This is a genomic window from Micromonospora sp. NBC_01796 (assembly GCF_035917455.1).
Lineage (GTDB): Bacteria > Actinomycetota > Actinomycetes > Mycobacteriales > Micromonosporaceae > Micromonospora_G.
Genome location: NZ_CP109078.1, coordinates 4,063,665 through 4,077,099, shown reverse-complemented (window position 1 = coordinate 4,077,099; position 13,435 = coordinate 4,063,665). Strand labels below are relative to the sequence as shown.

15 protein-coding genes are annotated in these 13,435 nt (G+C 69.2%); 9 read left to right on the top strand and 6 right to left on the bottom strand.

What is annotated here, in order from left to right; translation table 11 throughout:
- Nucleotides 1-7 precede the first annotated feature (7 nt).
- Nucleotides 8-817, bottom strand: coding sequence for an Fpg/Nei family DNA glycosylase (locus OIE47_RS18805; protein ID WP_326562782.1), 810 nt, complete (start codon nucleotides 815-817; stop codon nucleotides 8-10).
- Nucleotides 818-1,019: 202 nt separating this feature from the next.
- A complete protein-coding gene (locus OIE47_RS18800) occupies nucleotides 1,020-1,643 on the bottom strand; it encodes a TetR/AcrR family transcriptional regulator (protein WP_326562781.1) in 624 nt (207 codons plus the stop codon).
- A 271-nt stretch (nucleotides 1,644-1,914) separates the two neighbouring features.
- Between OIE47_RS18800 and OIE47_RS18795 the strand changes: the two genes are divergently transcribed.
- On the top strand, nucleotides 1,915-2,304 hold the full coding sequence (locus tag OIE47_RS18795; protein ID WP_326562780.1) for a hypothetical protein: 390 nt from the start codon (nucleotides 1,915-1,917) through the stop codon (nucleotides 2,302-2,304).
- Nucleotides 2,305-2,352: 48 nt separating this feature from the next.
- Entirely contained in the window at nucleotides 2,353-3,204 is an 852-nt protein-coding gene (locus tag OIE47_RS18790; RefSeq protein ID WP_326562779.1) for a DUF4262 domain-containing protein, read from the top strand.
- Between the two features lie 44 nt (nucleotides 3,205-3,248).
- On the opposite strand, the gene OIE47_RS18785 is transcribed toward OIE47_RS18790, so the two are convergent.
- Both OIE47_RS18785 and OIE47_RS18780 read right to left on the bottom strand, forming a co-directional pair.
- Nucleotides 3,249-4,157 (bottom strand): phytanoyl-CoA dioxygenase family protein, encoded by a 909-nt coding sequence (locus OIE47_RS18785; RefSeq protein ID WP_326562778.1) that lies wholly within the window; start codon nucleotides 4,155-4,157, stop codon nucleotides 3,249-3,251.
- Nucleotides 4,158-4,350: 193 nt separating this feature from the next.
- A complete protein-coding gene (locus OIE47_RS18780) occupies nucleotides 4,351-4,722 on the bottom strand; it encodes an MmcQ/YjbR family DNA-binding protein (protein WP_326562777.1) in 372 nt (123 codons plus the stop codon).
- A gap of 100 nt (nucleotides 4,723-4,822) precedes the next feature.
- On the opposite strand from OIE47_RS18780, the gene OIE47_RS18775 reads away from it, so the two are divergent.
- From OIE47_RS18775 to OIE47_RS18765, 3 genes are all read left to right on the top strand, one after another.
- Nucleotides 4,823-5,350: a DinB family protein gene (locus OIE47_RS18775; RefSeq protein ID WP_326562776.1), complete on the top strand. Its 528-nt coding sequence runs from the start codon at nucleotides 4,823-4,825 to the stop codon at nucleotides 5,348-5,350.
- Nucleotides 5,351-5,387: 37 nt separating this feature from the next.
- Nucleotides 5,388-5,876 (top strand): isochorismatase family protein, encoded by a 489-nt coding sequence (locus OIE47_RS18770; protein ID WP_326562775.1) that lies wholly within the window; start codon nucleotides 5,388-5,390, stop codon nucleotides 5,874-5,876.
- A gap of 319 nt (nucleotides 5,877-6,195) precedes the next feature.
- The gene (locus OIE47_RS18765; RefSeq protein ID WP_326562774.1) at nucleotides 6,196-6,951 is read left to right on the top strand and encodes a hypothetical protein; all 756 of its coding nucleotides are present in this window, start codon (nucleotides 6,196-6,198) and stop codon (nucleotides 6,949-6,951) included.
- A gap of 32 nt (nucleotides 6,952-6,983) precedes the next feature.
- Here OIE47_RS18765 and OIE47_RS18760 read toward each other — a convergent pair whose 3' ends face one another.
- The gene (locus OIE47_RS18760; protein WP_326562773.1) at nucleotides 6,984-7,652 is read right to left on the bottom strand and encodes a YceI family protein; all 669 of its coding nucleotides are present in this window, start codon (nucleotides 7,650-7,652) and stop codon (nucleotides 6,984-6,986) included.
- 438 nt (nucleotides 7,653-8,090) lie between these two features.
- Here OIE47_RS18760 and OIE47_RS18755 point away from each other — a divergent pair, with 438 nt between their 5' ends.
- On the top strand, nucleotides 8,091-9,071 hold the full coding sequence (locus OIE47_RS18755; protein ID WP_326562772.1) for a sigma-70 family RNA polymerase sigma factor: 981 nt from the start codon (nucleotides 8,091-8,093) through the stop codon (nucleotides 9,069-9,071).
- Nucleotides 9,072-9,129: 58 nt separating this feature from the next.
- A complete protein-coding gene (locus OIE47_RS18750) occupies nucleotides 9,130-9,897 on the top strand; it encodes an alpha/beta fold hydrolase (protein ID WP_326562771.1) in 768 nt (255 codons plus the stop codon).
- A 73-nt stretch (nucleotides 9,898-9,970) separates the two neighbouring features.
- Here the strand turns inward: OIE47_RS18750 and OIE47_RS18745 are convergent, their stop codons facing one another.
- Nucleotides 9,971-11,164 carry a low temperature requirement protein A gene (locus tag OIE47_RS18745; protein ID WP_326562770.1) on the bottom strand — a complete coding sequence of 398 codons (1,194 nt, stop codon included), beginning with the start codon at nucleotides 11,162-11,164 and terminating at the stop codon, nucleotides 9,971-9,973.
- A 774-nt stretch (nucleotides 11,165-11,938) separates the two neighbouring features.
- Here OIE47_RS18745 and OIE47_RS18740 point away from each other — a divergent pair.
- Together OIE47_RS18740 and ddaH are read left to right on the top strand one after the other, a co-directional pair.
- On the top strand, nucleotides 11,939-12,277 hold the full coding sequence (locus OIE47_RS18740) for a hypothetical protein (protein WP_326562769.1): 339 nt from the start codon (nucleotides 11,939-11,941) through the stop codon (nucleotides 12,275-12,277).
- A gap of 325 nt (nucleotides 12,278-12,602) precedes the next feature.
- Nucleotides 12,603-13,424, top strand: coding sequence for a dimethylargininase (ddaH, locus tag OIE47_RS18735; protein WP_326562768.1), 822 nt, complete (start codon nucleotides 12,603-12,605; stop codon nucleotides 13,422-13,424).
- The last annotated feature ends 11 nt before the right edge of the window (nucleotides 13,425-13,435 follow it).

The following is a 13,435-nucleotide window of genomic DNA, read 5'->3' as shown; positions in this document are numbered from 1 at the left end:
CGAACGGCTAGCCGGGCTGGCAGGTGGGGCACCAGTACAGGTTGCGGCCGACCAGTTCGGCCTGGTGGACGGGCGTACCGCAGACGTGGCAGGGCTGGCCGGCGCGGCGGTAGACGTACACCTCGCCACCGTGCCGGTCGACCCGGGGCGGGCGGCCCATCGCCTCCGGCAGGTGCCGGTCGTGCACGGTGTCGATCCGGCCGGTGCCCACCGCCGTACGCATCAGCCGGCCGAGGTCGATCCAGAGCGCCGCCCAGCCCGTACGGGTCAACTGCCGGCCCGGCGTACGCGGATGTGTCCCGGCCCGGAAGAGCGCCTCGGTCACGAAGATCAGCCCGGTGCCGGCCACGATCGTCTGGTCCAGCAGCAGCGCGGCGAGTGGCGTCGGGCTCCGGGCGATCCGTGCGTACGCCGGATCCGGGTCGGCGTCGGCCCGCAGCGGGTCGGCGCCGAGCCGGTGTCGCAGCGCGTCGACCTCGGGCGGGGTGAGCAGTTCGCAGGCGGTCGGACCACGAAGTTCCAGCCAGTGCCGGTCGGTGCTCAGCCGTAGCCGGACCTGCCCCACCGGAGCCGGCGGCTCACCGTCGCCGTCGGCGAACTTGCCGTAGAGCCCGAGGTGCACGTGCAGGCTGACCCCGCTTGCGTAGTGGTGCAGCAGGTGCTTGCCGTACGCCTCGGTCTCGTCCAGGACCGTGCCGGAGAGCAGGGCGGCGCCCTCGGCGAACCGCCCCTGAGGGCTGTCGACCAGCACCTTGTCGCCCGCGAAGAGCGCCCGGTGGCGCGCCGCGAGCCGGTGGATGGTGTGTCCCTCTGGCATGACCGACAAGCGTAGACGCCCGGTGCCGGGACCCGCCCCATCCCCCGCGTCGGGACGAACCAGTGTCCCCCCGGCCATGGCGGAGGCGCGAGGGGACACTGGGGTTCATCGACTTTGACTGTACGTCCGTCCAGTCCATTGTCGACTCGACCCTACGAGCCTGATCATCAGCTAGTCAACAACCCGTTGGCAAGTCCACTGCTCAGGCAGGTACGCGCAACCGCTCCGCACCCCGGAAACTGTTGGGCGGCAACGGTAGCGGGCCGGGCTCCCCGAGCTGGTAGATCGCGTACAGCCGGCTCCGGACCTCGGCCAGCGGATAGGTGTCCTCGTATACGGCGAGCTTGTAGATCGCACCTTCGAGCAGGCTGCGCAACAGCACCTCCTCGACCGCCGGGTCGGCCGCCCCGCGAGCCGCGAAGATCGCCCACAGCCGGTCCTCGAACGCCCGTACGGCGACCTCCCGCGACCGCTCCACCCGGGCGAAGACCTCTCGGGTGCCGGGCTGGAGCATCAGGCAGAGCATCAGCCGCTGGGTGTCGAGGCTGCCCCGAGCGCCGTACACCGCCCGGTCGATCACCGTGGCGAGCAGCTCGTCGGGCGACACCTCGGGACCCTGGTCGTCCAGTATCCCGAGGGTGGCGTCCAGCCAGCGGCCGAGCACCGCCTCCAGCAGGTCGCGTTTCGAGGCGAAATAGTAGGAGATCAACCCTCGGGACACCGCCGCACGCTCGGTGATCTGCGAGATCGTCGCGCCCTCGTACCCGTGCGCGGCGAAGACCTCCAACGCCGCGCCGATGATCCGCTCCTGGGACCGATGACGCATCTGTACGTTCACCCGGGGGGAACGAGGGGACACCGGTGACCTCCAGTTGGGAGCGCGCAACAACACAGGCATCATTGCGTACCCCGCGGTAACGGCTGCTCGGCGGTGCTCCGGTGCCGTATGAAACTCGTCGTAGTATCCGGCTCGCCCGCCACCCGCGACAGGTACGTACGGTCAGAGCCGGGGCACAGGAGAGCTCGGACCCGGTCGTCCCCACCCGCGCCGAAACCCGACGTAGCCCTTTGCCGACCCGATCGGGCAGGATGCGTTCATGCCAGTGATCGAAAGCGCACAGAACGTACGCGAGATCGACGTGATCGCGGTCCGCCTCGACCGCGACGCGCACTGGGGCGGGTGGGACGAGGTTCCCGGCGACATCATCGGCACCTGGGACGACGAGCGGGTCAACGAGGTGCTCGGCCTCGTGGCGGCACTGCCCGAGTCGGATCAGATGCGGTGTTTCATCCCTGTGTACGGGATCCGCCTGCGCCGGGGGCGGACCGTGCTCGCCGAGGCGGCGTTCTGCTTCCAGTGCCATAACGGGCTGCTGCTCTCCCCGGCAGTGGCGGACACCGAGATGTTCACCTTCGACCCGGACAGCAAGCCCGCGCAGGAACTGCTCCGCCGGTTCCAGTCGCTCAACCCACCGGCCGGCACCTGACAAGTGGTCGCGGGGCGGCGACCTGCCGGGCATCGGTAGAGTCGGCCGGTGCTCGAATCCCCGTGCCCCTGCCTGATCTGCGCCGACGATCCCGCGGCCGGGGACGGCCGGATCCTCGACACGATCCGCAAGCACGGTTGGTCGGCGCTGCGGATCGGCGGTGGCGCGGTCGAGTTCGCGTACACGGTCGGGCTGTGGCACACGTTCCGACGGCCCGAGATCGTGATGTTCGGCCTCGACGGCGAGGGCATGCAGCACTGGCTCAACGCCTGCGTGGCGCTGGGGCGGGAGCGGGGCTGGCCGGAGCCGGGAGAACCCTTCGAAGGTGTGCTGGAGGGCTTCGCCACCCAGTTGCGGCCGGTCGACGACTCGTGGCGGGACGCGCTGTTCGGCACCGCACACCGCTTCTACGGCGGCGTCGCGGTGCCCGTACAGCAGTTGGTCTGGCCGGACCGGGACGGACGGTGGCCGTGGGACGACCGGGCCACGGCGAGCAGCCGCAACCGGCAGGCGTTCGCCTGGCTGCCCGTCTCCGCGCACCCGGCCGGGGCGTGGCGGCTGGTCGGCGAGTTGGAACCGGGATTCCCCTTCCCCGTCGGCCCGGACTCGTGGGCGTTGACCACCAGGGCGGTCCTGGACGGGGTACGGCCGGTGGCCCGGGTCAGCCTGGACGAGGGCGCCTACGACGTGCTGGACGGGCGAGGCTACGACGCCGACGATCTCTGCCTGGCCTTCCTCGGTGACCTGGTGATCGCGTATCCGGATCTGGCCATGTGCGCCGATCTCGGCGAGGGGCAGGTGGCGATCACCGGCGACGACCGGGTCTGGCTCCGGGCCCAGCTCGCCGAGCACGAACGCCGGGAGAGCAGCCGGGTCTGGGAGTCCGCCAAGCCCCGGTAGTCGCCCGGCTCGGTCATGGCGCCGCAAAGCGGCACCCCACCGGCTCAGCGGAGCCAGGGGATGTCGCGGTCGAGCCGCCGACGCCGCTTGAGTTCGCGGCGCAGCGGGATCTCGTCGTCCACGTACCCGTCCCAGTTGACACCCCAGTTGTTGGCGGTGTGCGGGCTCTCCCCCAGCAACTGCCGCTGCACCGGCGTACGGGCCGCCCACCACGGGCCGTCCTGGTCGAGGCGCAGGTCGTCCAGCGGTCGGATCCACCGGTACGTGTAACCGACAAAGAGCATCTTGCGGGTAATCTCCGAGCGGTTGATCGACCGGGAGTGCCAGAGCCGGCGGTCGAAGACAAACGCGTCACCGGGGTTCGCGGTGATCTCCACGGTCCCCTCCGGATCCGGGTGGTGCCCTGAGAGGTCGTCCGGGCGGGCCAGCGAGTTCCTGATGTGGCTGCCCGGAATGACCTTGGTCGCCCCGCGCCCGGTCACGGACAGGTCGGAGAGCACGTACGCGACCTTGAGCGAGAACATCGGTCGGGGCTGGCCCACGTCCAGCGTCTGCGGGTCGGAGTTCTGCCGGTACCCGTCCTGATGCCAGCCCCAGTACGGTCGCTCCGCCTCGGCCATGGGCTCCGGCGGGGTCACGTCCAGGTGATTGTGATGGGTGTAGATGTTCCAACCGAGCAGACCCCAGATGTACGGGAACGTGATCGGGTGGGTGAGCAGGTCACCGAAGAGTTCGTCCCGCTCCAGGAAGCCGAGCAGGTGCAGGGTGCCGTTGCCACCGGTGTTGCCGGCGCCTGCAGCCCGGTCGTAGATCCGGTCGACCGCCCGCTCCAGAGCCGCCCGATGTTCCTCGGTGAGCACCTGACGCAGCAGCAGGAACCCGTTCTCGTGGAACTCCTTGCGATCCACGTCGCCGATCGGCTCGTACCCCGTCCGACCCTGGTATTCGAACATTGCGCTGACCTCTCCTGACGTGTGTTACCTGCCAGGGAGTGAATCGTCGGGTCGTTAAGAAGATCTTCGGAACCGGTCAGGGATCGGTGCCGCCGCCGTACCGCTGCCGGCGCTCATCACCGCCGCGCCGAATCTTTGTGATCTTTTCACAAATCCGCAGGTCAGAGTGATTGCGACCACTGCCCGGAGGGGGTCAGACGGTGGTCGGGCGTTCGATGCGAGGGAGCTTCGCGACCACCACGTCGTAGGAGGCGTCGATCGCCTCGAACAGCTCGTCACCGGGGATCAGACCGCCGATCCGCAGGCTGTTCCATCCGTACCGCCCGATGTACGGCATGACGGTCGCGTCGTGCGGGTAGCGCAGCAGCCACTCGTCGGCCACCTCCCGGTTGGGGCCGCACTTCACCCCGACGGTCGACCCCGACTCCCCGCCGAGAAACGCGAAGATCTTGGAGCCGACCTTCGCCACCACGTCGGTCTCCCACGGCTCGTCCCGCCACGCGCCCGGCTTGGCCAGGCAGTAGTCGAGCACGTCATCCCACTTCACCCGGAACCCCACTGTCATCCGATCCCCACTTCCGGCGACCAGGCTCTCCCCCTGGTACGACATTACGTGCGAGCGGAACCCGTTCGACCGGCGCTCACGTTGGTGCAACGATCGCCGGGTGCCGGTAACCCGTGGTGATCTTCTACGTTGGCAGTTCGACCTGACCTGGTCGCTGTTCGAATACCACCTGGAACGGTTGGAGCCGGCGGACTTCCTCTGGGAGCCCGCCGCACACTGCTGGACGGTCCGGCCGACGATCGACGGCGGCTGGGTGCCGGACTGGGCGGACTCCGTGCCGGACCCGATCCCGGTCCCGACGATCGGCTGGCTCACCTGGCACATCGGCTGGTGGTGGACCACGGCCATCGGACACGCCCGGGGCGACACCCCACCCGACCGCGCCGCGATTCACTGGCCCGGCGCGGGCGAGCCGACGGTGACGTGGTTGCGCGAGCTGCGTACGGAGTGGCTGGCCGTACTCGACGGGCTCACCGAGGCCGACCTCGATCACACCGCACCGTTTCCCTGGCAGCACGACCCCGAGCACACCCTCGCCCACATGCTCGCCTGGCTCAACGCCGAACTCATGAAAAACGCCGCCGAGATCGGTCAACTCCGACTCCTCCGCGCCGCCGTCCCACGGTGACGCCGGACGAACGGCGGCAGGTGGAAAGATCTACTCCATGACGTCCGCGTTGGTGCTGATCGACCTGATGCCACGAATCGTCGCGCTGCCCGTGGCGCCGCACACGGGTGAGGAGGTGCTGGCCCGGTGCCGTCGGCTGGCCGACGTGTTCCGGGCCAACGGACTTCCGGTGGCGCTGGTACGGGTCGAGCGGCCGAACGTGGCCGAGCAGCCGCCGGGCAGCGACCTGGTCGACGGGCTGGTACAGGACGGCGACATCGTGGTGGTCAAGCGCACCGTCGGCGCGTTCCACAACACCGACCTGGACGCGCAGTTGCGGGGCCGTGGCGTCGACACGTTGGTGTTCGCCGGACTGGTCACGACGATGGGGGTGGAGTCCACCGCGCGGGCGGCCAGCGACCACGGATACGAGGTGGAATTCGTCGCCGACGCGATGTCCGCCCTCGACGCCGACGAGCACAACTTCACGGTCGAGAGGATCTTCCCTCGGTTCGGCAAGGTACAGAACACCGACGCCTACAACTGATCACCAATCGGGTCGCCGTCGGGTCGCGGGTTGTGTCCACTGCCCGACTGCGAGCGGTGACCGTAAGGGCCATTGACCGATGTGGCATGCCCCTGACCTGGACAAACGTCCGGCGGGAGGTACCGTTTAGTTAAGGCACGGCTCCTGGTCCCATACGACCGACCCACGGAACAGCCCCGGCTCGCCGGGCGCGCTTCGCGATGGCGGTCTCCACGGTCGATCGCCAGCAGCCGAGGTACATCGATCAGCACGACGGTGCCATCGGCCGGCACGTAACGACGTGCCGGCCCATGCGTTCATCGGCCTCTTAGGAGAAGTCATGTCCGTACTACCGAACTCGTTGACCTACTGGCCGGGCCCCGACACCACCGGTGTCCCCGCCGGCACCGCACTCACGCCCTCGGGTCCGCTGGATCTGACCGTGGACGGTCAGATCGTGTCGAACCTCGATATCACCGGGCCGGTGAACGTCCACGCGAACGATGTCGTGATCCGGCGATCGAGGATCAACTGCACGGGACGGCCGGCGATCCGAACCTTCGACGGGGCCACGAACCTCCTGGTCGAGGACGTCGAGATCGACGGCCAGGGACAGGGTGGAGGCACCACCTACGGCGACAACTACACCCTCCGTCGGGTCGACGTCCACGACGTGGTGGACGGGCCCAGACTCGGATCACAGACCATCGTGGTCGACTCCTGGATCCATGACCTGGCCAAACTACCGGGCTCCCACAACGACACCCTGGCGACCACCGGAGGGTCGGGGATCCTCGTACGACACAACCGCCTGGACGCCTACCGGGACAGCAGCGACGATGCGATGAACGCCTGCCTGTCCCTCAGTTCCACGAGTGGGCCGGTGAGCGACCTGCTCTTCGAGGACAACTACTGCAACGGCGGAAACTACACCATCGGCATGCCTCCCGAACTGGACGTGGAGAACATCGTGTTCCGTCGGAACAGCTTCGGCCGCGACTGCGTCTTCGGCGTCATCGCACGAGTCGACCACCCCGGGCTGACCTGGGAGCGGAGCAACGTGTGGATCGACACCGGCCAGGCGGTGTTCGAGTAGCACGGGTCGGTGCGGCGGCCGGGTCGGGCGGCTCAGGATTGGCGGATGGCCTCGCCGGCGATTTCGATCCGTACGGTCTTGCCGACCAGAACTCCACCACTTTCGAGTGCCACATTCCACAGCAGGCCGTAGTCTTCGCGGTTGATTTCCGCGGTCGCGCTGAATCCGAAGATGTCCTGCCCGTACGGATCACGACGGGCACCGCCGAACTCCACCTGGAGATCGACCGCACGAGTTATTCCCTTGACCGTCAACTCGCCGGTGAGGCCGAACCGTCCGGGAGTGTTCGCGGACTGCTGCGGCACGTTCTGGGTTCTGCCCCGCTGGCCCAGCCGGTGGTTTCTCAATCGGGCCCATTGGAAAATCGGGTCCTCGTTGCCCTGCCACCTGATGCCCGTACTCCGGTATTCGAGCGTGGGGTAGCGCTCCACGTCGAGAAAATCGGCACTGCTCAGGTGCGTGTCCCGGTCGACGCTACCGGTGGTGATGCTCGCCGCCCGGATGGTCGCCGTCACGGAGGAGGTCAACGGGTCGTCGCCCACGAAAATCTGCGCGGTCGCCTCGCTGAACTCACCGCGTACGGGGCTCACCATCATGTGTCGGGCCAGGAAACCGATCCGCTTGTGCGCCTGATCGAGTAGATAGGTGCCGGCAACCGGGATGGTCATGCCGTCCCAGGTACGTGTGGCGAAATCGGTCATCGTGTTGCCTTTCCCCCCGGACGGTGCCCGGGTGTTTACCAGTGTGCTGCTGGAGCGCGCGGAGTCTGCGCAGCAGTCGCCCGCCCGTACTCTCGCCCAGCATAGGGACGCTCCGGGGCTGCTCCCTGACCTCCACCGTACGGTGGATCTTGACTGACCGCTCGCCGACGAGGTGGGTGCGTACGGTGATGATCTTGTGCCGCATTTCGGTCATTCCTCCACGGAAATCGACGCTCCCGGGAGGTGACTCGGGGCGTAATTCGACAGGACTCGATCGCGACGCGACGCGGGCACGATGGAGGATCCCCGTGACAACGCTCACCATTCGGCGAATGGTTCGAAGCCCACGCCCGGCCATTCCGCCCGCCGGAACCGCCCACCGGGGCGTGGGAATATCGATCGGATTCGCAGCCGGAGTGTTGGTCTATCGTGGCCGGGGTGCGGACCGGACCGGAACCGATGACCGTCGAGCTGCGGCTGGAGCAGTTCCGGGTGCCCCTGACCGGCTACTGCTACCGGATGCTGGGCTCGGCGTTCGAGGCCGAGGATGCCGTACAGGAGACCCTGCTGCGGGCCTGGCAACACCGCGACCGGTACGACGAGAATCGCGCACCCCTGCGGTCGTGGCTCTACACCATCGCCACCAACGTGTGCCTGGACATGCAACGCAGCAGCCAGCGCCGGGCCCGCGCGATGGACCTCAACCCCCCGGCGTACGCGGGCGCTCCGCTCGGCGTACCGCTGCCGGAGCAGGCGTGGGTGCAGCCGGTGCCCGACCACCGGGTACTGCCGGACGGGGGCGATCCGGCCGAGGTGGCCGTCTGGCGGGAGACGATCCGGCTGGCCTTCGTCGCCGCCCTGCAACGGCTTCCGCCCCGGCAGCGGGCGGTGCTGATCCTGCGCGACGTGCTCTGCTGGAGGGCCGACGAGGTCGCCCACCTGCTCGACAGCAGTGTTGCCTCGGTCAACAGCGCCCTGCAACGGGCCCGTACGACCCTGGCCGGGCAGACGGCCCCGCCACGTCCCGTCGACCCGGCGGAACGGGATCTGCTCGCCCGCTACTGCGCCGCCTTCGAACGGTATGACGTGGAAACCCTGGTCGCACTCCTGCACGAGGACGCGACCATGTCGATGCCGCCGTTCGCCTGGTGGCTGCGTGGTCGGGACGAGATCGGTCGGGTGCTGCTCGCCGCCGGTGCGCCCTGTGCCGGCACGCGACTGGTCCCGACGGTGGCGAACGGGTCACCGGCCTTCGGCCAGTACCAGCCGACCGGCCCGGATGGCGCGTACCGGCCGTTCGCCCTGCTCGTCCTCGAGGTCTCCGCCGGGCTGATCACCGAGACCACGACGTACCTCGACCCAGACCGGCTGTTCCCGCTGTTCGGCCTGCCCGGACAACCGCCCCGCGCTGACCGATGAGTTCCGCCCCGCCGCGTCGTACTACCCGGTGAATCGACGGTAGGAGAGGCGGCACCCGATGGCGAAACACGCGGACTGCAACGGCGTCAAGACCTGGTACGACGAGCGCGGCAACGGTGACCCGGTGCTGCTCCTGCACGGTGGGCTGACCGACAGCCGGAGCTTCACCGGCAACCTCGACGCCCTGGCCTCGCGGTTCCGCCTCTTCCTGCCCGATCGCCGGGGGCACGGCCACACGGCGGACGTGCCCGGCCCGATCACCGCCGAGCTGATGGCGCAGGACATGATCGCCTTCCTCGACCGGGTGGTGGGCGGCCCGGCCCGGCTGGTCGGGTACAGCGCCGGGGCGAGCGTCGCGCTGCTGGTCGCGCTGAGGCGCCCGGATCTGGTCGAGCGGCTGGTGCTGGTCAGCGCCGCCTTCCACGCCGACGGGCTGATCTTCCGCCCGACCGCCGGTGGCGAACCGCCGGCCCAGCTCGTCGAGGCGTACGCCGAGGTTTCCCCCGACGGTGCGGACCACTTCCCGGCGGTGATCGACAAGATCGCGCGGGCGGTGGCCGAGGAACCCGGCCTGACCGTCGCCGACCTGGGCGAGGTGACGTGCCGGACCCTGGTGCTGGCCGGTGACGACGACCTGGTGACCCTGGACCACACCGTCGAGTTGTACCGGGGGCTGCGCGACGGCGAGTTGGCGATCATCCCGGCCGCCTCGCACCTGCTCCTGTTCGAACACCCCGAGCTGTGCCTGCGCCTGATCACCGGCTTCCTGACCACCGATCGGCCGCCGACCTTCATGCCGATCCGCCGCGCCGACAACCAGCCCTGAGCGGACGGTTCGCGGCGCCCGTGCCTCCGCGCGGGCGCCGGGCGCTCAGGTGGTCGCTGGGGCGCTGGGGCGCTCAGGTGGTCGCGGGGGCGTGGTGGGCCGGCAGGAGCGAGTCCCAGACCCCGACGCCCGCCACGACCAGGGTGGCGAGCAGGGACAGGACCAGGGGCGGGACCACGAGGCCCACCGGCACCAGGGCCGCCAGCACGGCGAACGCGACCACCCGGGGCTTCGACACCCCGCCGAAGACGGAGTGTTTGAACAACGCGTGACCGGCGAGGAACAGGGCCGGTCCGCCGAGCACGGTGACGATCGTGGCCCACCCGGAATGGCCGTCCGGGTGGGCGATCACCAGCTCGTCCCCGACCGCCGCGACGATGATGCCGGCAACCATCGGCAACTGGAAGTAGGTGAACGCGGATCGGCCGATCCGCCCCGGATCCTCGGATTGGTCGATCACCGCACTGGCGGCCTCGGCGCTGCGGTCGAAATAGAGCCACCAGAGCGCCACGCTGCCGAGGAACGACACGACAAAGGCAAGCAGATGCGGCGCCACGGCGGGCCGTTCACCGAATACCGTACCGGTGATCAGAATGGATTCGCCGAGCGCGATCAGGATGAACAGTTGGCCGCGTTCGGCCAGGTGCCGACCGCTGATGTGCCAGTCGGCGGGGGTGGATCTGCCCAGCCGGGGAACGTAGAAACCGGCGGCGGCGCCACAGTATTCGATCACCACCGCGATCGCCCAGAACATGAGTCGCACCGAGCCGTGCGAAAGGCCGCCCGCCACCCAGAGCGCGCTGGACACCGACTTCCACAACAGCAGGCGCTCGAAGTTCAGCCGCAGTCCGAGTCGCTGGCTCCTCTGCTCGGGCGACTCGTCCGCCCCCGCCCGGCCGAGCGCGAGTACGACAAAAACGTTCCGCCCCACCTGGATCGCCGCGTACGCCCCGGCGACCCAGATGCCCCGCTGCCCGTACGCCTCCGGCACCGACGCCGAGATGATCAGGCTGAGCAGCATCAGGACCACCAGCATCAGCCGTACGCCGAGCTGGTTCGGGTCGAACCAGTTGGTCACCCAGGAGGTGTCCACCCAGGCGAACCAGAGCGCGAGCAACAGCAGCAGGGTCTGCAACGCCCCGAGCGGGGTCAGGTGCGTGATGAGCAGGTGGGTCAACTGCGTAACCCCGAGTACGTAGATCAGGTCGAAGAACAACTCCACGAACGTGACCTGCCCACGCCCCGCCGCCCCCCGCAAAACCCGCACACTCTCCCCAACATCCCCCACCCCACCCACCCCCACCCCCGCGCCCCCACCCCACTCCCACCAAACAACCCCACCCTCCCCCACCCACCCCTCCCCACCCTCCTATTTGGTGCGTTGATCATGAAGTTAGCGACCATTTTCCGGCGTGAATTCGTCGCTAACTTCATGATCGACGGGCCGAGGGACGGGGCGAGGGGCGGGGCGAGGGGCGGGGTGGGGGTTGGGGGTTGGGGGTTGGGGTAATTCGGGGGGGTAGACCGCGTGGGTGCCGGGGCTGATGGGTTTGGGTAGCCGCGCTACGACCAGGAGGTGTGTTGTGGTCAGAATTCCTTCGCTCTCGCGGCGCGCGGAGAAGGCACCCGAACCGGTGACCGTGCCGACGCGGGACGAGAACGCCGACGGCCGGATCGACGAACGCGATACCACGCCGATCGGCACCGATCGACCGACGGATCGGGCGGTCGCACACAGCGACGCCGTCCTGCCGGCAAGCGAGCGGGCGCGTACCGGTGAGGTGACGCCGCCGAGCGAGCGGGCGACGTACCGCAGCTCGTCCGCCGGGACGGCGACCGCGCCGGTGCTCGACCGCCCGCGCGGCGACGACACCACGGTCGACGGCCGCCCGGTCCGCGACGACCTCGACCGGACCGACATCAGGACCGACCGGACCGACAGCCGGACCGGGGACAAGATCGATGACGGTACGACAACCGGCACCGAACGGACCGACCGCGAACCGCCGGTGGTGGTGCCCGCCGGGCCCCGCCGGTGGTGGTGCCCGCCGGGCCCCGCCCGCGCGCCAGCCTGCTCGCCACCCTCAGCCTCGTCCTCGGCGTCGCCTCCGTCCTCTTCGTGCTCACCGGCACCCTCGCCGGGTACGGCATCGCGGTCGGCGCCCTCGGCGCGCTGCTCGGTGTCGGCGGCATCTCGGCGACCAGCCGGCGGCACGTGGCCGGCAAGTCCGACGCGCTGCTCGGCCTGGGGCTCGGCCTCACCGCGGTGGTCATCGGCATCCTCGCGATGACCGGCCAGTTCACCTGGCCGACCACGGACGGCGACTGGGTCCTGCGCTTCCGGGAGTGGCTTGACGCACAGTTTGTGGACCGGTTCTAGGGGGCACATATGACGCCGGAGCGGTGGTTCACCGCTCCGGCCTGGCTCACCGGCGGTGGTTCACCGCCAGGGCTCATTCGGTGACGGGGGCGGCGATGCGCCGCCCCCGCAACGGTGCACCACCAACCCGCATCCGGGCGACCTCGGGCGTCGGCGATCACAGGACGCAACGAATCGCCGCTCGTACCCCGTCCAGACGCAACGATCGACGGTACGACGCAAGTTCCACCAGTGGTTTCCGCCGGGTCCTGCCGCATAGCGTTGGGTATCGCGCCAGCCCGTGAGCCGACCTTGGCCGGGCGCGCCCGACCACTGGGAGCAGGGCATGACGCTGGATGCCACCCGCCGCCACTACCTGATGTGCCGGCCCACATATTTTGCCGTCGAGTACGCGATCAACCCATGGATGGACCCGAGCGCCCCGGTCGACCCGGCGCTCGCCATCGCGCAGTGGGAGACGCTGCGCCAAACGTTCCTCGATCTCGGGCACACGGTCGAGGAGATCGAGCCGGTGCCCGGCCTGCCCGACATGGTCTTCGCCGCGAACGGGGCGACCGTGGTGGACGGGGAGGTTCTCGCCGTACAGTTCCGTGACCCGCAGCGGGCCGATGAGGCGCCGGCGTACCGGTCGTGGTTCGAGCGGGCCGGGTATCCGGTGCACGAGGCCAAGTACGTCAACGAGGGCGAGGGCGACATCCTCCTCGTCAACGGGATGCTCCTGGCCGGCACCGGGTTCCGTACGGCACATGCCGCGCACGCCCAGTTGCAGGAGGTGTTCGGCCGGCCGGTGGTGACGCTGCAACTGGTCGACCCGCGCTTCTACCACCTGGACACCGCGCTCTGCGTACTCGACGACCGGACCGTGGCGTACCTGCCGGAGGCGTTCTCGCCGGGGAGTCGGGCCGTACTGCGTCGGCTCTTCCCGGACGCGGTCCTGGCCGACCTCGCGGACGCCGAGGTGTTCGGGCTGAACGCGGTCAGCGACGGTCGTAATGTCGTGCTTCCCACCCGGGCCACCGGCCTGGCTACTAAGCTGCGCGAGCGCGGATACACCACAATTGGTGTTGATTTGTCCGAGCTGCTCAAGGCAGGTGGCGGGCCGAAGTGCTGCACGCTGGTGCTGCGGGAACGAGAGGCAAGCAAGTGATCGTGGACGAC